The sequence below is a fragment of the Aeromonas sp. JL9 genome (assembly GCF_024436075.1).
GTDB classification, from domain to species: Bacteria; Pseudomonadota; Gammaproteobacteria; order Enterobacterales; family Aeromonadaceae; genus Aeromonas; species Aeromonas veronii.
Genome location: NZ_JANFNV010000002.1, coordinates 1 through 17,723 on the forward strand (window position 1 = coordinate 1; position 17,723 = coordinate 17,723).

13 protein-coding genes and 2 pseudogenes are annotated in these 17,723 nt (G+C 62.3%); 8 read left to right on the plus strand and 7 right to left on the minus strand.

All coding sequences use genetic code 11. The features are described 5' to 3' along the window. Nucleotides 1-72: 72 nt before the first annotated feature. The 6 genes and pseudogenes from NOM06_RS01955 to NOM06_RS01980 form a co-directional block, all read left to right on the plus strand. Nucleotides 73-1,443: pseudogene (locus NOM06_RS01955) on the plus strand (AsmA family protein); the annotation flags it as partial. A gap of 145 nt (nt 1,444-1,588) precedes the next feature. Then, on the plus strand, nt 1,589-2,971 hold the full coding sequence (locus NOM06_RS01960; protein ID WP_255909484.1) for a DUF3404 domain-containing protein: 1,383 nt from the start codon (nt 1,589-1,591) through the stop codon (nt 2,969-2,971). Continuing rightward, on the plus strand, nt 2,968-3,615 hold the full coding sequence (locus NOM06_RS01965; RefSeq protein WP_139740450.1) for a response regulator transcription factor: 648 nt from the start codon (nt 2,968-2,970) through the stop codon (nt 3,613-3,615). Before NOM06_RS01960 ends, NOM06_RS01965 begins: the two co-directional genes overlap by 4 nt. 65 nt (nt 3,616-3,680) lie before the next feature. Continuing rightward, on the plus strand, nt 3,681-4,445 hold the full coding sequence (locus tag NOM06_RS01970; protein ID WP_255909486.1) for a DUF2861 family protein: 765 nt from the start codon (nt 3,681-3,683) through the stop codon (nt 4,443-4,445). Between the two features lie 108 nt (nt 4,446-4,553). Next, nucleotides 4,554-6,755: a glycoside hydrolase gene (locus tag NOM06_RS01975; RefSeq protein ID WP_255909489.1), complete on the plus strand. Its 2,202-nt coding sequence runs from the start codon at nt 4,554-4,556 to the stop codon at nt 6,753-6,755. A 95-nt stretch (nt 6,756-6,850) separates the two neighbouring features. Further along, nucleotides 6,851-7,381 carry a GNAT family N-acetyltransferase gene (locus NOM06_RS01980; protein ID WP_255909500.1) on the plus strand — a complete coding sequence of 177 codons (531 nt, stop codon included), beginning with the start codon at nt 6,851-6,853 and terminating at the stop codon, nt 7,379-7,381. 88 nt (nt 7,382-7,469) lie between these two features. Here NOM06_RS01980 and glnE read toward each other — a convergent pair whose 3' ends face one another. From glnE to ettA, 4 genes are all read right to left on the minus strand, one after another. Then, nucleotides 7,470-10,367: a bifunctional [glutamate--ammonia ligase]-adenylyl-L-tyrosine phosphorylase/[glutamate--ammonia-ligase] adenylyltransferase gene (gene glnE, locus NOM06_RS01985; protein ID WP_370688892.1), complete on the minus strand. Its 2,898-nt coding sequence runs from the start codon at nt 10,365-10,367 to the stop codon at nt 7,470-7,472. A gap of 187 nt (nt 10,368-10,554) precedes the next feature. Then, on the minus strand, nt 10,555-11,898 hold the full coding sequence (locus NOM06_RS01990) for an NCS2 family permease (RefSeq protein ID WP_255909502.1): 1,344 nt from the start codon (nt 11,896-11,898) through the stop codon (nt 10,555-10,557). A 264-nt stretch (nt 11,899-12,162) separates the two neighbouring features. Then, nucleotides 12,163-12,492 (minus strand): hypothetical protein, encoded by a 330-nt coding sequence (locus tag NOM06_RS01995; protein WP_184234283.1) that lies wholly within the window; start codon nt 12,490-12,492, stop codon nt 12,163-12,165. A gap of 93 nt (nt 12,493-12,585) precedes the next feature. After that, nucleotides 12,586-14,253 (minus strand): energy-dependent translational throttle protein EttA, encoded by a 1,668-nt coding sequence (gene ettA, locus NOM06_RS02000; protein WP_005358378.1) that lies wholly within the window; start codon nt 14,251-14,253, stop codon nt 12,586-12,588. A 242-nt stretch (nt 14,254-14,495) separates the two neighbouring features. Here ettA and NOM06_RS02005 point away from each other — a divergent pair. Together NOM06_RS02005 and NOM06_RS02010 are read left to right on the plus strand one after the other, a co-directional pair. Next, a pseudogene (locus tag NOM06_RS02005) lies at nt 14,496-15,067 on the plus strand (Crp/Fnr family transcriptional regulator). A 57-nt stretch (nt 15,068-15,124) separates the two neighbouring features. Next, nucleotides 15,125-15,688 (plus strand): YgjV family protein, encoded by a 564-nt coding sequence (locus NOM06_RS02010; protein WP_255909504.1) that lies wholly within the window; start codon nt 15,125-15,127, stop codon nt 15,686-15,688. 8 nt (nt 15,689-15,696) lie between these two features. On the opposite strand, the gene NOM06_RS02015 is transcribed toward NOM06_RS02010, so the two are convergent. From NOM06_RS02015 to NOM06_RS02025, 3 genes are all read right to left on the minus strand, one after another. Next, nucleotides 15,697-16,554, minus strand: coding sequence for a lytic transglycosylase domain-containing protein (locus tag NOM06_RS02015; RefSeq protein ID WP_255909506.1), 858 nt, complete (start codon nt 16,552-16,554; stop codon nt 15,697-15,699). A gap of 155 nt (nt 16,555-16,709) precedes the next feature. Beyond that, nucleotides 16,710-16,898 carry a hypothetical protein gene (locus tag NOM06_RS02020; protein WP_139471954.1) on the minus strand — a complete coding sequence of 63 codons (189 nt, stop codon included), beginning with the start codon at nt 16,896-16,898 and terminating at the stop codon, nt 16,710-16,712. Between the two features lie 204 nt (nt 16,899-17,102). Then, nucleotides 17,103-17,708, minus strand: coding sequence for a DUF2076 domain-containing protein (locus tag NOM06_RS02025; RefSeq protein ID WP_255909508.1), 606 nt, complete (start codon nt 17,706-17,708; stop codon nt 17,103-17,105). Between the last annotated feature and the right edge of the window lie 15 nt (nt 17,709-17,723).

The window sequence follows — 17,723 nt, forward strand, 5'->3', positions numbered from 1 at the left end:
CAATACAATGACGGGATACCGCCAGCAAAAGCCGAGGTTCGGCCTAACCAAGTGTCCGGATTTAGTTGACCACTACAGTTGGCGCTGAAGGGTGCCAAGGTAGAGGGGCAGCAAGCTTCACTGGCTGGTTCGCTGGAAGGAACGCTCAAGGGACGGCTCGATAAAGAGATGAAGCTTGCCGAACTCTCCGATATGGTGCTGACCGCAGCGCTGGAAGGTGATGTGCTGCCGCGCTCGCAGATGAAGCTGAAACTGGCCGGTTTTGCCCGTGCCGAGCTCGACAAGCAGTTGATTACCCTGAGCAAGCTGGTGATGAGTGCTGATGAGGCGCTGTTGAGTGGTGATGGAACCGTGCAGCTTGGCGCTGTCCCCGTAATCACCTTCGATCTCAAGGGGGAGAAGCTGGATTTCGACAAGTGGCTCGCCAAATCGGTACCGACCACGACCGCACAGGCGAAAGAGGACAAACCGGCGGCCGGTGCTTCCAATACCGCTGCAAGTGACAATAAAGCGGTAACCGGCAAGAGCGAAGCCCTCTCCGCGGTTGAACCGGATCTGGGCGCGCTCAAGGGACTGGATCTGGATGGCCGCTTGCAACTCGGCAGCCTGCGTCTGAAAGGGCTGGATCTCGGCGCAGTCGATCTGCAGGTGGCTCTGGCCAAGGGACTGCTGACGCTCAAACAGTTCAGCGCGACCGTGGCGGGCGGTCAGGTAAACGCGAAAGGAGTTCTCGACGCGCGCCAGCAACCCGCCACCTACAAGGTGCACAATCAGGTGACCGGAGTGAACATTCGTCCCTTGCTGCAGACTCTGGCCCAGAGTGATCTGCTGGAGGGCAAGGGCGATCTCGATGTGCAGGTGCAGGGGCGTGGTCTCTCTCCTCTGGCACTGCGCAACGGAATGCAGGGCAAGGTGACCTTGAAGCTGAGCGACGGCGCCCTGCATGGCATCAACCTGCCGGAGATGATCCGCGAGGCGCGGGCCACCCTCACCGGCAAGGGGGCCGAGCAGGTGAAGGAGGCGCGCAAGACCGACTTCAGCGCCCTCACCGCCAGCTTCCAGATTGCCGACGGCATCGCCCGCAGCAACGACATCCAGCTCTTTGCCCCGGCTTTGCGGGTCAAGGGGGAGGGGCAGACGGCGCTGGTGCCGGAGAGCCTCGACTTCCTGTTCCTCACCTCCATTGTCGAGAGCAGCAAGGGGCAGGGAGGCAAGGATGTGGATGAGCTCAAAGAGATAACCATTCCGGTGCGGATCGGCGGTCACTGGCAGGCCCCCAGCTACCAGCTCGACGTAAAGGCACTGCTCAGCAACAACAAGCTGCTGGAGGATAAGGCGCGCAAGGAGGCCGAACGCGGCCTCAAGAAGCTGCTGGGTGACAAGGCCGACAATGAAGCCGTCAAAGGGGTAGCCGACCAGCTGCTCAAGGGGCTGTTCAAATAGGTGACGGTTCATATGGGCTGGCGGGAGCCGCGCCAATGCCGTTAGCGGTTGACCGGATGTCAGCGCCATTGAAAAATGGCGCTGACATTTTTTATGGCGCAGTGACCTGCTGCGCCTTGATCCGGAGTCATCTCGAGTTGAACCCATGCGCCTGATCCTGCTGCTCTGCTCCCTGATCTGCTGCGGCATGGCATATCCCGTGCTGGCCGGGCCGCTGGCGGATCGTCTGGCTGGCGAGCTGGCCAGGCAGGCTCCCGAACAGGCGCTGCCCCTTGACGAGGTACAGCGGCTCGACCGTCGCCTGATTGCTCCCGACTCCCTCTATCCCGCCTGGCAGCGCTATCCGCTGCGCCAGCTGCAGGCCATCTATCGCTACCAGCAGGAGTGCGGGACAGAGAATGACTTGCCCGCCGAGTGGCTGCCGCTGCTGAGGGCGCTTTGTGGCCAAGGAGCTAAGCCCTCGACCAGCTGGTTTGCCGCTCACCCCGTCTATCCGTTGGGTGGCTCCAGCGCTGCCCGCTGGCTGGCAGGTCATCCGGCGGCCGGGCTCGACGCTCTGCTCCATGTGCGGGAGCGGCGAGATCAGTTGGGGCAGCTCGGTGAGCTCGGCGATGACAACCTCGACGCCCTGCTGCGGGGGGATCGCTGGCTGCTGCAATCGGGTCAGCTCTGGCTGCTTGCCGATGGGCAGTGGCGTCGTTATGGCGCAGGGCAGTGGCAACCGCTGGCCGAGCGGCTTGGTGTAACGCTGGATAGTCGTACCGCTGGTACTTGTGAAGAACGAGTCGGAGCGGTCTGCTTCAATACTCGCCCCACGCTTGGCTGGCAGTGGCTGGCGCTGGCCAGCACGCTTGGCTTTATCCTGCTGCTCGGGTGGGCCAGCTGGCAGCGCTGGCGCCTGCTGCGGGAGCGGCGCGTCGCGTTGCAGATGCTGACCCACGAGCTGCGCACTCCCATCATGGCGCTCTCCGGCATCAGCGAGGAGCTGCGCCACGATTTCGACCGGCTGCCCGCTTCCGCCCAGCAGAGCGTGGGGCAACTGCTGGGCAGTGTCGCCCGCCTGCATCAGCTGGCGCAGGCCAGTCGCCACTATCTGGCGGCAGAGACTCTCGAAGATGAGCGGGTGGCGGTTAGTCTCACCGAGTGGCTCACCCTGGCTTGCGAGCGGCATGACGCCATCTTCTGCCTTGAGCGGGAGATGACTCTGGCGCTCCCCTTCTACTGGCTCGATCTTGCCCTCGACAACCTGCTGCGTAACGCCAGCCAGCATGGCCGCGCGCCGGTTCGGATCTGTGCCAGCTGGCAGGCGGGGCGTTTGATCCTCGCGGTCAGCGATGGCGGCGAGCTGCCAAATTACCGGCTCGCCACCTTGCTGCACCGCGGTGCCCGCGCCGAGGGTTTGGGGCTGGGGCTTGCCATCGTGCGCCATCTGCTGCGCCGTCTTGGCGGGCGCCTCACCCTATCCGGCCCGCCCACTACCTTTACCCTGACGCTGCCCTGCCAACTCTGGAGCGACCCCGAATCATGAAGACCATCTTGCTTGTCGAAGACGAGGCGCTGCTGGCGGAGAACCTGCAACGCTATCTGACCCGGGAAGGGTATTGCTGCCTCTGGTGCGACACCCTGACTGCGGCGGAGCAGCAGTGGCTGGCGGCGGATCTGGTGCTGCTGGATCGCACCATGCCGGAGGGGGATGCCCTCGACTGGCTACCCCAGTGGCTGGCGCGCAAGGCGCTGCCGGTGATCGTGCTCACCGCAAGGGTGGAGGTGAGCGATCGGGTGGCCGGGCTCGATGCGGGGGCGCGCGACTACCTGACCAAACCCTTCTCCCACGACGAGCTGCTGGCGCGGATCCGGGCCCAGCTGCGCCAGTTGGGGGATGGCACTCAGGCGCTGGGCGGCTTGCAGCTTCATCCCGCCCGAATGCAGGCGAGCTGGCAGGATGCGGAGGTGAGCTTTACCCCCACCGAGTTTGCCCTGCTCACCCTGCTGGTGCGGATGGCGGGGCGGGTGCTGAGCCGGGAGGAGATCCTCAACCGGGTATGGGGCTATCAGGCGTTTCCCTCCACTCGCACGGTTGATACCCATATTCTGCAACTGCGCCAGAAGCTGCCCGGACTGGCCATCGAGACGGTGCGCGGCATCGGCTACCGGCTGGAGGTGCCAACGTGATGCATGCAACGCGGGCTGGACTGCTGTTGGCTCTAAGCGTCGGCTTGCTAAACGCAAGCTGTGTGATGGCAACCGGTCGCCTCTTGGAAACCGATCGCGCCGACCCGCTGCAACCGGCTACGTTGGCGCTGTTGCAGGGGGATAACCGGCACGCCTGGCAATCTTTGCAGCAGGCATGGCCTGGCCTTAACAGCGATGCCGAGCGCCGTAGTTGGCAGGGGATGCTGGCTGCGCTCAGTGCCCAGCACTGCGGCAAGGATTTCCCGCTCACTCTGCCTGATGGGGTGAGGGAGCTGCGCCTTGAGCTGATCCAGCGCGATGCGCCGCTGTTGCGGGACTATCGGGTGCAGTTGACCGGAGAGGGGTCCATCACCGCCGCTGAACTTGTCGATCCCGCTGGCCACAACCGGTTGGCAGGTGCCCAGTGGGAGGCGGAAGGGAGTGAGGGGGTCAGGGTCGTGGGGGCCGATCTGCCGATGCCTTTACCAGCCGGACTCTATCAGCTGCGGCTGACGGTGGCGGGCCAGCGTTGGCAGGTGGCGCTGCCACTGCCTGCGGTGCAGGATCTGGACTGGCTCTCCCGCTCGCCGCAGGCGGTAGCCAATCCCCCCGCCAATCCCGCTTCCTGTACGCCGCTCTGGCTTGAGCAGACGGTGCTGGCTCGCCCGCAATACTCCCTGCTCTGGTGGAACCGCCTGCCTCTCGATGGCAAGGTGGGTTGGCCTGCCGCCACGCCCGACAGCTGGCGTACCCTTTCGCTGGTGCAGACCCGCCAGCGCGGCCAGCTGGTGTTGCAGCTAAGCCACAGTCAGGCGGGGCCGGTTGAGTAATGGTCGTCGTGATGGTCAGTTGCACGCAATCCTGACATTGGCCTGACAATCGCAGGCGGCCAATCTGCTGAAATGGCGATTCCCGTGTGTTATCAGGAATCACAGACCATGACTCTTCTTTCCGAATTAGCGAGCTGGATCCGCCCGCTGCTGCTGTTGGCACCGCTGTTCTCCCTGCCTGCCGAGGCGCTGACTCTGGCCAACGATCAGTGGCGCATCGAGCTGGATCCCGCCACCCTGGCGGCCGAGGCTGTGCTGCCCTCGGGCCAGCACCTTCTCATCTCCTCTCCCGGCCCGCGTCAGCCGGTCACCGCTCTGCAGCAGGAGGGGGAGCGTGTCAGCTGGCTGACCCGCGCCGATGGCGAGGTACGTGCCTTGGCTCGCCTTGAGGGTAACCGTCTGATCCTTACCCTCAGCCGTGCAACTGCTGGCGAGCTGGTGTGGCCGCGGGTACCGGCAGGGGCGCAGGCGCTGATGCTGCCGATCCACGAGGGATTTCGCATTCCGGCTACCCACACTGCGTGGCGCAAGGCGCTGGCGCAGGAGTATCAGGGGATCAACACCACGGATAATCTGACCCTGCCGGTGGTTGGGCTGGATCACGGCGATCAGCAGCTGGCGATCCTCTTTGCCAACCCCTTCAACAACCGGCTCACCTTTGCCCCCAAGCAAGATGGCATTGCCCTTACGGCGACCCACAGCGTCAATCGCCTCAATCTGGCTGACCCCTATGAGGTGGCGGTGTCGCTGCAACCGGGCAATGACTGGCTGGCGGCGGCCAAGGCCTATCGCAGCTGGTTGCAGGCCCGGGGCGAGCTGGTCTCGCTCGAGAGCAAGCTGGCGGCGGTACCGGATGGCAAGCGGCTGATCGGCGCCTCTCACCTCTATCTCTGGGGCGAGCGACTGCTGGTGCCACAGGATGTGAAAAGCTGGTCCGCGCTGCGCCGCCTGATCCCTGCCGACTGGCTCAAGGGGGAGAGCAAAACGGCGCTGCAAGCGCCCGATCTGGCCCGCAACCGCTACCTGCAAAACCGGGTGCTGTCCGGCGTGGAACAGGCGCTTGCGCAGCGCCATCCGGGTCAGCAACCGGCCGATTTCGCTGCCCGGCGCGCACTGGCGGCCAGACAACTGGGCGCTGCGCTTAACGAGCCGCAGAGTTGGGGGGATGGCAGCTCGGCCAAGATGATCGCCGCTCTCAAGCAGGCTGGACTACCCAGACTCTGGCTGGGGCTGCCCCAGTGGACGGCGGGTTTTGCTGCGCCAGAGGGGATTGAACTTGCCAAAGAGGCGGGTTATCTCATCGCTCCTTACGACTCCTACGATACCGCGCTGCCGGAGGGGAATCGCCAGCCGAGCTGGCTCACCGCCCAGATGGGGCAGGATATTTACCTGCGCTGCGGCATCATGCAGGAGAACGGGCGGCGCAAGAGCGGCTTTCAAAACAGTGGCGTCTACACCAATCAAGCCTGTGTGCGCCCGGTGATGGAGCAGCGAGTGCCCAAATTGCAGCAGGCGAGCCACTACAACAGTTGGTTCCTCGATGTGGCGGCGACCGGCATGGTGTTTGACGATTTCGACTCGGCCAAGCCGACCACTCAGGCGCAGGATGCGCAAAACCGGATGGCCGGGATGGCGTGGATTGCCAAGAGTCAGGGGGTGCTGGTGGGCTCCGAGGAGGGCGGCTCGGTTGCCAACCGCACCGCGGCCTTTGCCCACGGCCCCCAGACCAGCGGCTTTGGCTGGCAGGATCCCGATATGCGCCGCAACAAGCGTTCTCCCTACTATCTGGGGGCCTGGTATCCCGACTATCAGCCTGCGTTCTTCTTTCGCCAGAGCCGCCTCAAGCCCGAGTATCAGGGGCTCTACTTCGATCCGGCGCTGCGGTTGCCGCTGTTCCAGAGCGTCTTTCACGACAGCATAGTGACCACCCACCACTGGACGATGGATAGCCTCAAATTCAGGGAGAGTCGTCAGGTCACCGAACTGTTGCAGCAGCTCTACAACGTGCCGCCCCTACTCAACCTCAGTCTGGATAGCGCCAGTGCGCGCATTCCCTACCTCAAGGGGCTCGATGCCTTCTTCCTCCCGCTGCATGAGCGGCTCTACAACCAGCCCCTCACCGGTTTTCGCTGGCTCGACAAACGAGGAGTGGTGCAGCAGAGCGAGTTTGCCGATAGCACTCGACTGATAGCCAACTTCGGCCCAGCCACCGAGCAGGCGGGGATAAAACTGGCCGCTCAAAGCGTGCTGGCGCTGCTGCCCGATGGCAGCCAGCAGCAGTTTGTCTCGCAACCGGATGGCGCCCGCTAATCTGGCGTTCTGGCTTTTATTTCATTAGAGGATGATGTGGCGGAAATTTTTATGTATAGATGAACGTTCTGCAAAATAAATGAGAGGTAGTTCTGATGATTGAGAGTGAGATGATTAGAGAGGTAAACCATCCGGCGTGGCCGCTGGTCTGGCAGATCTATGGCGAGAGTTTTCCCCGCTACGAGCAGCGCCAGTCACAGCATCAGCCCCAGAAGATGCGGGATCCTCGCTATCACTGCCAAATCTTTTATCAGGACGGCCTGCTGCTCGGTTTCATCTTCTGGTGGGCGTGCGGTGAGCAGATCTATATCGAGCATCTGGCCATCAATCCGGCGCTGCGCGGCCGCAAATACGGCAGCCGCCTGCTGGCCGAATTTTGCGAGCGGGCACGCAAAACCGTCATTCTCGAGATCGATCCGCCAGAGGATGAGATTGCCATTCGCCGTCTGCGCTTCTATCAGGGGCTGGGCTTCTGTCTCAACGACTATGCCCATCTCCACCCGCCCTATCATTCTGATTATCAAGGACATGCGCTGCGGGTATTGAGCTATCCGGGGCTTCTTGAGGAAGAGGCATATCAGCGTTTCAACCAGATGCTGGTGGAGACGGTGATGGATCACGGCTGAGCAACCGTAAGGATGCCGACTTGCCGATAATAGAGGAGCCCGCCTGAAGCAATTCAGGCGGGCCCTTTTTCATTGCCGCTGGCGGTAATTACTCCCCCAGCAGCAGTTGCCAGACCGCCAGCACATGGCCTCGTTCGGTCAGTAACTGATCGTCGCTCACCTTGCGGGAGATCTCCGAGAGGTTGAGGCGATGGCCGAGGTTGCGGATCTCCAGATAGGCCTGCTTCAGCCCCTCCGCCTGCTCCAGGGTCAGCACCCCCGCCATCACGCACTCATCGAAGATGCGCACGTTATCGGACCAGCGGGTGAGGGCATCGGGCTCGCCGCAGGCGTGGGCTAGCACCAGATACTGGGCGATAAACTCGATATCCACCATGCCGCCGGGGGACTGCTTGAGGTCGAACTCGCCAGCCCCCGCTTTCAGCAGGTGATCCCGCATCTTGTGGCGCATCTCGCGCACCTCGCGGGCCAGGGTCGGCAGCTCCCGCTCCTTGGCCAGCACATCGCGGCGGATGCGTGCAAATTCGGCAATGATGGCATCGTCGCCATAGATGGGGCGAGCCCGCACCAGCGCCTGATGTTCCCAGGTCCACGCCTCGTTTTGCTGATACTGCTCGTAGGCCGACAGCGACGAGACCAGCAGGCCGGCGTCGCCGGAGGGGCGCAGCCGCATATCGATCTCGTAGAGAATGCCGGAGGGGGTGCGGGTGCTGAACAGGTGCAGGATCCGCTGGGCCAGGCGCAGGTAGAACTGGCGGCTGTCGATGGGCTTGCGGCCATCTGTGTAGCTGTTGGGGTCGCCGCCGTGCAGGAATACCAGATCCAGATCCGAGCCGTAGCCGAGCTCGATGCCGCCCAGCTTGCCATAGGCCACCACCGCAAAGCCGCGCTGGCCGCTCACTGCCACCTCGGACGGCAGCCCGTAGCGCTCGCTCATCTGGGCCCACGCCTGATTGACCACCTCTTCGGTGATCGCCTCCGCCAGCCAGGTGAGGTGGTCGCTCACCTTCATCAGCGGCAGGGCGCCGGCGATGTCGGCCGCCACGATGCGCAGCAACTGCACCTGCTTGAACTGGCGCAGCGCCTCCATCTGCTGTTCCACATCCTCTTCGGGGATGCGCAGCAGGAACTGCCGCAGCTGGGGCTTGTACTGATCGAGCGGGGTGGGGTGGTAGAGGTGCTGGGGATCGAGCAGCTCATCCAGCAGGATAGGGTAGCGGGCCAGCTGTTCGCTCACCAGATGGCTGGCGTCGCACAGCCGCACCAGCTGGCGCAGGGCGCCCGGATTTTCCGCCAGCAGTTGCAGATAGGCGCTGCGGGTGAAGATGCGGGTCAGCAGCTCGCATACCCGCTCGAACAGGCGGGCGGGTTGCTCACTGGCGACCACCAGCCGCAGCAGCTCCGGCATCAGCCAGTCCAGCGCGATGCGCCCCTGCGGCCCCACCTGACGGCGCTTGTACTCCTCCTTGAAACGCAGCAGGGCACCGCAGAGCGGGGCTGGCTCGACGACCCCTTGAGCAGTCAGCAATTTTTCCAGCTCGGCGGCGTCGAGCTCGGTGCGCCAGAGATCGAGCCAGAGCTGCTCCAGATGGGCGGGTGCCTCTTTCTCTTCCCCCACCACGGCGGCGAACTCCTGATGGACGGCGGCCATCTCCTCATCCAGATAAGCCATAAAGGTGCCCCAGTCGGCAAAGCCGAGGGCGGCGATCAGCCGCTGGCGATCCCGCTCCTCGGTGGGCAGGGTCTGGGTCTGTTGATCGCCGATCTCCTGCAGGATGTTTTCGACCCGGCGCAGGAAACGATAGGCCGTCAGCAAGCGGTCGCAATGGGCGGATTCGAGGGCGCCACATTGGGCGATGGCGGCCAGCGCCTCCGGCAGGTGACGCACCCGCAGTGCCGGTTCACGACCGCCGCGAATAAGTTGCAGCGCCTGGGCGATAAACTCCACTTCACGAATGCCGCCAGCCCCCAGCTTGATGTTGCCCTCCAGCCCCTTGCGGCGCACCTCGGCGGCGATCATCGCCTTCATCTGGCGCAGGCCGTCGATGACGCCAAAGTCGATATAGCGGCGAAACACGAAGGGGCGCAGCATCTCGGCGAGCTCCACGGCGTGCTCGCACTGGGGCCCCAGTACCCGCGCCTTGACCATGGCGTAGCGCTCCCAGTTGCGGCCGTGGTGCTGGTAGTAATCCTCCATGGCGGCAAACGAGATGGCGAGTGGCCCCGCATCGCCAAAGGGGCGTAAGCGCATATCGACCCGGAACACCTGACCATCTTGCGTGGGCTGGTGGAGAGCGTTGATGATGCGCTGGCCCAGCTTGATAAAGAACTGCTGGTTGGCGAGCTCGCGCCGCCCGCCGACCGTGTAGCCGTTCTCGGGGAAGGTGAAGATAAGGTCGATATCCGAGGAGAAGTTGAGCTCGCCACCGCCCAGCTTGCCCATACCGAGAATGAGCAGCGGCTGCGGGTTGCCATTGCCGTCCATCGGGGTGCCCAGCTCGCCACACTGTTTGGCGTAGAGCCAGTCGCGAGCAGAGCAGATGAGGGCATCCGCCAGCTTGGTGAGGTGGATAAAGCTCTCTTCCACCGCCGCATGGCCCAGCAGCTCGCGCCAGGCGATCACCAGCATGCGGCTGCGGCGGAACTGGCGCAGGATACGCTTGAGCGCCTCTTCATCGCTTACCTCGGCGAGCAGGGCAGTCAGATCGTGCTGGTAGGCGGGCCAGCGCTCGGCCTGATCCAGTTCACCCGAGGCGAGCAGCTCGGTCAGCAACGCCGGCTGTTTGAAGAGGGAGTCGGCGACAAAATCGGAGAGACCAAGCAGGGTCAGCAGGGGTTGGCGAACGGGCTCGGGCAGCGAGCCATAGTCGGGGGCCAATTCGATCAGCCGCTGCCACTGACGTTCGGCCTGTTCTTGCAGCAAGGGCGGGAAAGAGTTGATAGACGCAGAGATTGATGCGGAGGGAGAAGCAAAATGCTGGGCCACGGTTGCCGTCCTTGTGGTTCACGACAGGCGGTTAACGACTCGGGGTTAACAAAACTGCCGGTTCAAAATGGTGGCTGCCAATCTAGCACTGTCAGGCCCCCGCGTCACAGCGCAGGGGCGAGAAGCATGATCCGGCAAATAAAAATGGGCTCCCTGTCGGGAGCCCATCGGATTGCGCTGGTCATTATCAGTGGCTATCGACCCAGAAGAACTTGAGGACGAACAGCAGGGCTACCACCAGCACGCAGGGGTTGATCTCGCGCCAGCGGCCGGTACCTGCCTTCATCACGCAGTAGGAGATGAAGCCCACGGCGATCCCCTCGGTGATGGAGAAGCTGAACGGCATCATCACCGCGGTCATAAAGGCCGGTACCGCTTCGGTCAGATCTTCCCACTTCACCCGGGTCAGCTCGGAGCACATCAGCACACCCACATAGATAAGGGCGCCAGCGGCGGCGTAGGCCGGCACCATGGCGGCGACCGGAGAGAAGAAGATCGCCAGCAGGAACAGCAGGCCGACCACGATGGCAGTCAGACCGGTACGGCCGCCGACGGCGACGCCGGAGCTGCTCTCGATAAAGGCGGTGACCGAGGAGGTGCCCATGAAGGCGCCGCCGACGGAACTGACGCTATCCACCATCAGCGCCTGTTTCATGCGCGGGAAGTGGCCCTTGTCATCGGCCAGCTTGGCGCGGTTGGTGACGCCGATCAGGGTGCCGGAAGAGTCGAACAGGTTGACCAGCATAAAGGAGAAGATGATCCCGGCGAGGCTGATATCGAGCGATCCCATCAGATCCAGTTGGCCGAACACCGGCTCGATGCTGGGGGGCATGGAGACAAAGCCCTTGAAGGTTACATCGCCAAACAGCCAGCCCAGACCCGTGGTGACCACGATGGCGATCAGCACGGCGGAGTGGACGCCGCGAGCGGAGAAGATGCAGATCAGGAAGAAACCGAGCAGACCCAGCAGGCAGGGCAGGGAGGTGAGATTGCCCACGGTCACCATAGTGGCCGGGCTGGCCACCACGATCCCGGCGTTGTGCAGGCCGAGCAGGGCGATCAGCAGACCGATACCGGCGGTGATGCCAACCCGCAGGGTGAGCGGGATGTTGCCGATCAGCCAGTAGCGCACCCGCAGCAGGGTGAGGATCAACAGACCCATGGCGCCCCAGAAGATGGTGCCCATACCCACTTGCCAAGAGTAACCCATGCCCGCGACCACCACGAAGGCGAAGAAGGCGTTAAGGCCCATGGCGGGGGCCAGGGCGATCGGCAGGTTGGCCAACAGGCCCATCAGGATGCTGCCGATACCGGCGATGAGGCAGGTGGTGACGAACACGGCCTGGGTGTCCATGCCCGCCGCAGAGAGGATCTGCGGGTTGACGAACACGATATAGACCATGGTCAGGAAGGTGGTGATACCGGCAATCACTTCGGTGCGGGCGGTAGTGCCATGGCCTTGCAGGGCAAACAGGCGCTCAAGCAATCCTTGCCCGGCGGCCTGATTGGCAGCTTGGTGTTGTTGATTCATGTTGGATTCCAATAGGTGACGTGAAATAAGCAGCAGGGGAACGGGCTATCCCATCCATGCGGGGTAAATTGCCCTGTTTCTGGTGGTTAAGTAACCAGACTCGTCCTGATACCGTGACAGCGCGCACATTTTTACACAGGCGGCGCCGTTTACAAACCCCGGATCTGCGAAGCAGATCAATGAATAGAGCAAAAATTCAAACGTTTGCTTTTGGAGCGTGAAAAAAGGTTCTCAGCAGAGAACCTTTTATCGAAAATTGGGGGCTTAAAGGGTCTTGAAGTAGCGCTCGACCAGCTGGGCCAGCACTGAGTCGAGCCGGTCTTGGACTTCACCCAGCTCGCGGCCGAAGCGGCGCAGAAAGAGGCTGGCCTGCTCTTCGGTCAGTTTGCGCCCCTCGATAAAGAACTCCTGCTCCGGCAACTGTTTGTCGTAGCGGGGGATCAGCTCCCAGCTCACCAGTTCGGGCTCCACGGCGGCAAAAATCTTGGCGGCAGCGGCACAGAAGGTCTCTATGTGCTCCTTGCCATCCGGCCCGAGGCAACCCGGTTCAACCCGGATCTGGATGGTGAGTTTTTTCTCTATGGGGGTCGTCATCGTGCTACATCCATGCAAAGGCATCCGTCTAGGATTGTAAGTCAAAAGGCAAGAGAAAGGGGAGCCGAAGCTCCCCTCAACACGCAGTCAGCCTTATTTGGCGATGCGCTTATATTTAGCGCGATGGGGCTGGATCGCCTCGGCGCCGTAGGTCTTCTTCTTCCACTCTTCGTATTCGGTAAAGTTACCTTCGAAGAACTCGATCTTGCCCTCATCCTGATAGTCCAGGATGTGAGTGGCAATACGGTCGAGGAACCAGCGGTCGTGGGAGATGACCATGGCACAACCCGGGAACTCCAGCAGGGCGTTCTCGAGGGCGCGCAGGGTTTCGATATCCAGATCGTTGGTCGGTTCATCCAGCAGCAGTACGTTGCCGCCGGTCTGCAGCAGCTTGGCCAGATGCAGACGACCGCGCTCACCACCGGAGAGTTCGCCAACCCGCTTCTGCTGGTCGGAACCCTTGAAGTTGAAGCGGCCGATATAGGCGCGGCTCGGGAACTCGTAGTTGCCGATGCGCAGGATATCCTGACCATCAGCGACCTCTTCGAATACCGTCTTCTTGTCATCCATGCTGTCGCGGAACTGATCGACAGAGGCCAGCACCACGGTTTCACCTAGCGTGATGGCGCCGGAATCCGGCTGCTCCTGACCCGACATCATGCGGAACAGGGTCGACTTACCGGCACCGTTCGGGCCGATGATGCCGACGATGGCACCCTTCGGAATGGCAAACGACAGATCGTCGATCAGCACCCGATCACCATAGGATTTGCGCAGATTGGCCACTTCCACCACCTTGTCGCCGAGGCGTGGTCCGGGCGGAATGAACAGCTCGTTGGTCTCGTTGCGCTTCTGGTAGTCGTTGGTGTTGAGCTCTTCGAAGCGAGCCATACGGGCCTTGGACTTGGCCTGACGCCCTTTCGGGTTTTGACGAACCCACTCCAGCTCCTTCTCGATGGACTTGCGACGGGCCGCTTCGGAACTTGCTTCCTGCGCCAGACGGGCGTCCTTCTGCTCCAGCCAGGAGGAGTAGTTGCCTTCCCACGGAATACCTTCGCCGCGGTCCAGCTCCAGGATCCAGCCTGCCACGTTGTCGAGGAAGTAACGGTCGTGGGTGATGGCCACAACAGTGCCTTCGTAGTCGTGCAGGAAGCGCTCCAGCCAGGCCACGGATTCCGCATCCAGGTGGTTGGTCGGTTCGTCCAGCAGCAGCATGTCCGGCTTTTCCAGCAGCAGACGGCACAGCGCCACACGGCGGCGCTCACCACCGGAGAGGTGCTTGATCTTTGCATCCCAGGCCGGCAGGCGCAGGGCATCGGCCGCACGCTCCAGCTGGTTTTCCATGTTGTGGCCACCCTGGGCCTGGATGATGGCTTCCAGCTCGCCCTGTTCGCGGGCCAGCTTGTCAAAGTCGGCATCCGGGTCGGCGTAGGCCGCATAGACCTCGTCCAGACGGGCCATGGCGCGCTTCACTTCGCCAACGGCCTCTTCGACCGCTTCGCGTACGGTCTGCTCCGGATCCAGCTTCGGCTCCTGCGGCAGGTAGCCGATCTTGATGCCGGGCTGCGGACGGGCTTCCCCTTCGATCTCGGTGTCGATGCCTGCCATGATGCGCAGCAGGGTGGATTTACCGGCGCCGTTCAGACCTAGCACGCCGATCTTGGCGCCCGGGAAGAAGCTCAAGGAGATGTTCTTGAGAATATGACGCTTGGGCGGCACTACCTTGCCGACCCGGTTCATGGTGTAAATAAATTGAGCCATTGGCTAATTCTCTTCCTTTTCAGCAGGTTAATGTCTTGGCATTAACAGACTGATGTCGTGGTGGGGCCAGGTCGACACAGGTCAACCGGGTTCCAAAAAACCCGTCGATTGTAAACCAACGGACGAGGGGGGGCAAAGGCGGCACCCGGCTATGTCCCCCCTTTGCCAACAGGGTCACGCCTTGCTGCATCAGTCGTGCAATTTGGGCATGATGTGGGCTGCCGTTTTGTTCCGGAGCCCTCATGAACCCATCTCCTCAAGCCCCCCTGCTTGCCACCTTTTTGTGTGCCATGGGATTGGACGGCGCCCTGAGCGAAGCCCTATGCCAACGCTTGCCACGGCAGACGCTGCGCGCCGGTCAGGTGCTGTTGGCGCAAGGGGCAGAGCAGGAAGCTGCCTTCTATATCGAAACGGGCATCGCCCGTGCCTGCCATTACACCCGGGACGGGCAGGAGCGCTGCAAGGAGTTCTACTTCGAGGGGGAGCTCTGCCTGCTTTACGACAGCTGGCTCACGGGGTCGCCCGCTACCAGCTGGAGGCGCTGACGGAGTTGCAGGTGGTGCGGGTGCCAATCGCCCTGCTGGATGAGCCCGTCTGGCAGCCGGTCTGCATGGCCCTGCTGCGTCAGCAGCTCGGTTACAAGGAGCGCAAGGAGGCGTTTTTGCTGCTCCACTCGCCCGAAGAGCGTTATCGGGAGCTCTGCCACACCTTCCCCCACTGGCCTGCACGACTGACCCAAATACAGCTCGCCAACTACATCGGCATCAGCCCGGTCACCCTGTCACGGATCCGCACGCGCATTAACACGGGTTAATGCCGCTCTCCGGCCATCCCCTCATGCTGCGCCATCCAAATGACGGACGAGGGGTGGATGATGTCGCTGTTTCTGTGGTCGCAACTGGTGGTGAGCCAGGCCTTGTTGCTCGATCTGTTGTCGTTTCAGTTGCGGGATCGTCGCAGGATCCTGGCCTGTCTGGCCCTCTCCTGCGCGCTCAATGCCGGTCACTTTGCCCTGCTCTGGCAGTGGTCGGCCGCCTGCCTGTTGCTGCTGGCCAGCGTGCGCTTTCTGGTGAGTATCTGGCTGGTTAGGCGCATCTTGATGTGGTTTTTCATGGGGTTGGCCTGTGCGGCTGCGCTGGCGACCTATCAGGGCGTACTCTCATTGATCGGGCTGCTGGCCAGCCTGCTGCAAACCCGGGCCGCGTTTTGCCCGGATGATCGCCAACTGCGGCGCTGGATGCTGCTCGGCACCCTCTGCTGGCTGGTCAACAACCTGCTGGTGGGCTCACCGGTCGCCGCACTGATGGAAGGGCTGTTTCTGGTCAGCAATCTGGTGGGCTACTACCGCCACTATGGCTTCTATTATTGGGGGCGTGGCCGCCACAGTGAGCGTAGAAAGATAAGTGTGCCACCTTCCGATCGGGCGAGCTCCTGATTTTCCGCTCAGGGCTGTTTGTGACCAGCGAAGTAAAGCACCCGTTTCACATACTCCTGCGTCTCATCATAGGGTGGGATCCCGCCATAGCGCTCCACCGCTTTTTCCCCGGCATTGTAGGCCGCCGAGATCAGTACCCAGTCGCCATCGAAGCGGCGGTCAAGCCACTTGAGATAACTGACGCCGCCCTTGATGTTCTGGGCCGGATCGAATGGACGTGTCACCCCGAATCGTTGCTGAGTTTCGGGGATCAGCTGCATCAGCCCCTGAGCATTCTTGGGTGAAACGGCGCGGCTGTTGAGATTGGATTCGGCGATGGCAATCGCCAGTACCAGCCGGGCATCCACCTTATGGTGTTTGGCGGCGTGACGCAGCATGGTGACCAGCTTTTGCTTGGCGGGGGGCTGGCGGGCAACCCAGGAGTCGACATTGAAGGGGGGGGAGGGGAGCTGTGCCAGATAGCCACCCTGACCGCCACGGATCCCCATGCCACACCTATCCCCCATAGGGGCATTGCCGATGCGGGCGTTGTAGTAGCGGGCAGCCTGTTGGTTACCCAGGCGCATCGCCATGGCGAGATAACTGTTGGCCAGCTTGGCGCTGCGCACCGAGGCTGGGCCGGTGGCGAGCAGGCGGCCGATCCGGAAATAACCTTCTGGATTGCCGGTGCTGGCGGCGACACAGTAGAGGGTGATGGCCTTTTGCAGATTGCCGTGTTGCTGGGCTACTTGACCTTGCTTGATCGCCGTCAGCGCCTTGGGGGCCTGTCTGAAATCCCTGCCTTGTGCCATCGCCCGCGGCGTACCTGCCAGTAACAACGACAAAAAAAGCAGCAAAAACAGTCCGTTTTCGCTGATGTGCCTCATGGGTTATCTCCTGTTTGAGTACAGAAGATATAGAGGAACATGGCTGCTATCGCCACGAACCCAGTGGATCCTGTGGTTATAGCCGGTTGATTTCAGAGAGCAAAACGGTATGGAACTAACGGCATTGCGAGAGTTTCATACCATTTTTCATCGGGTTAGAAGTCGTGGTGATACTCATGCTCATCCAGGTCGGCGGGAGGAAGCGCGCGATAGAAGCTGCCAATTTCGCTGACAACCCAGAGCGAAAGCAGGGCCAGCAGGCTGAGCAGGGGAAGCAGAGAGTGGCTCTGGGTCAGGGCATAGGCCGCAATGGCGGCTCCGGTCAAAAGCAGGGTTCGGATCATGAGGTGGCTCCTTGTCGTCATGGGGGTGTTGCGTGGCCACGGACAGAGCGCCTGGGGTCGGGAGTTGTTCCCGGGTGGCACGAAGCGCGCTGAGTATATCGCGTCATGTCGCTGCCGATCCGTGGTGTCATCACACTTTCCATAGTCATGGGGTTCGTATCGAGTTGGGCCCCGCCAGATACGGGGCCAGTAATGGTTTGACGGTCAGAAGAAACCGCCGTTGTTATCGTCACTGTCGGGCCAGCCGCTACTCTGGCTATCGTCGTCGAGAAAACTGCTGCCAACATCGGGAGGTGAATCCCAGCCGTCCCAGCGCACCGGTTCCGCATCGACCGGATTGGCGATGGGCGCTGGCTCTATGATGTCGATGATCTCCTCGGGCCGGTTGCTGTGAAACAGTCCGCCGATCATGTCGGCCAACATGACGCCACCGGCCACACCCGCGGCGGTTTGCAGGGCGCCCCCTAAAAATGAGCTGGCACGGGACGCGGGCTGGGCAGGAGCGGTTGCCGGTGGAGGCGTAAAGCGCGGGGGCGGGCTGCTTTCGCTACCAAACAGGCCGGAGAGAAAACTGCCGCTGCTCGGGGCGCTCTGGCTGGCTTCCAGCTCCTTGACCCGCTCGTTGAGGCGAGTAAGGGCAGCCTGCTGAAGTAGCAGCGCCTGGGCCATGTAGTAGGGGGCATCGGGCTGCTGGGCCAGATGCTGGCGGATCAGCTGATCCGCTTGTTGGTCTCGCTTGCTATCCCTGGCTTGCGCTTGCTTGAGGCGGTCGAACAGTCCATCGATCAGACCCTGTTCCTGTTGTTGCATCTCAAATCCTCGCTA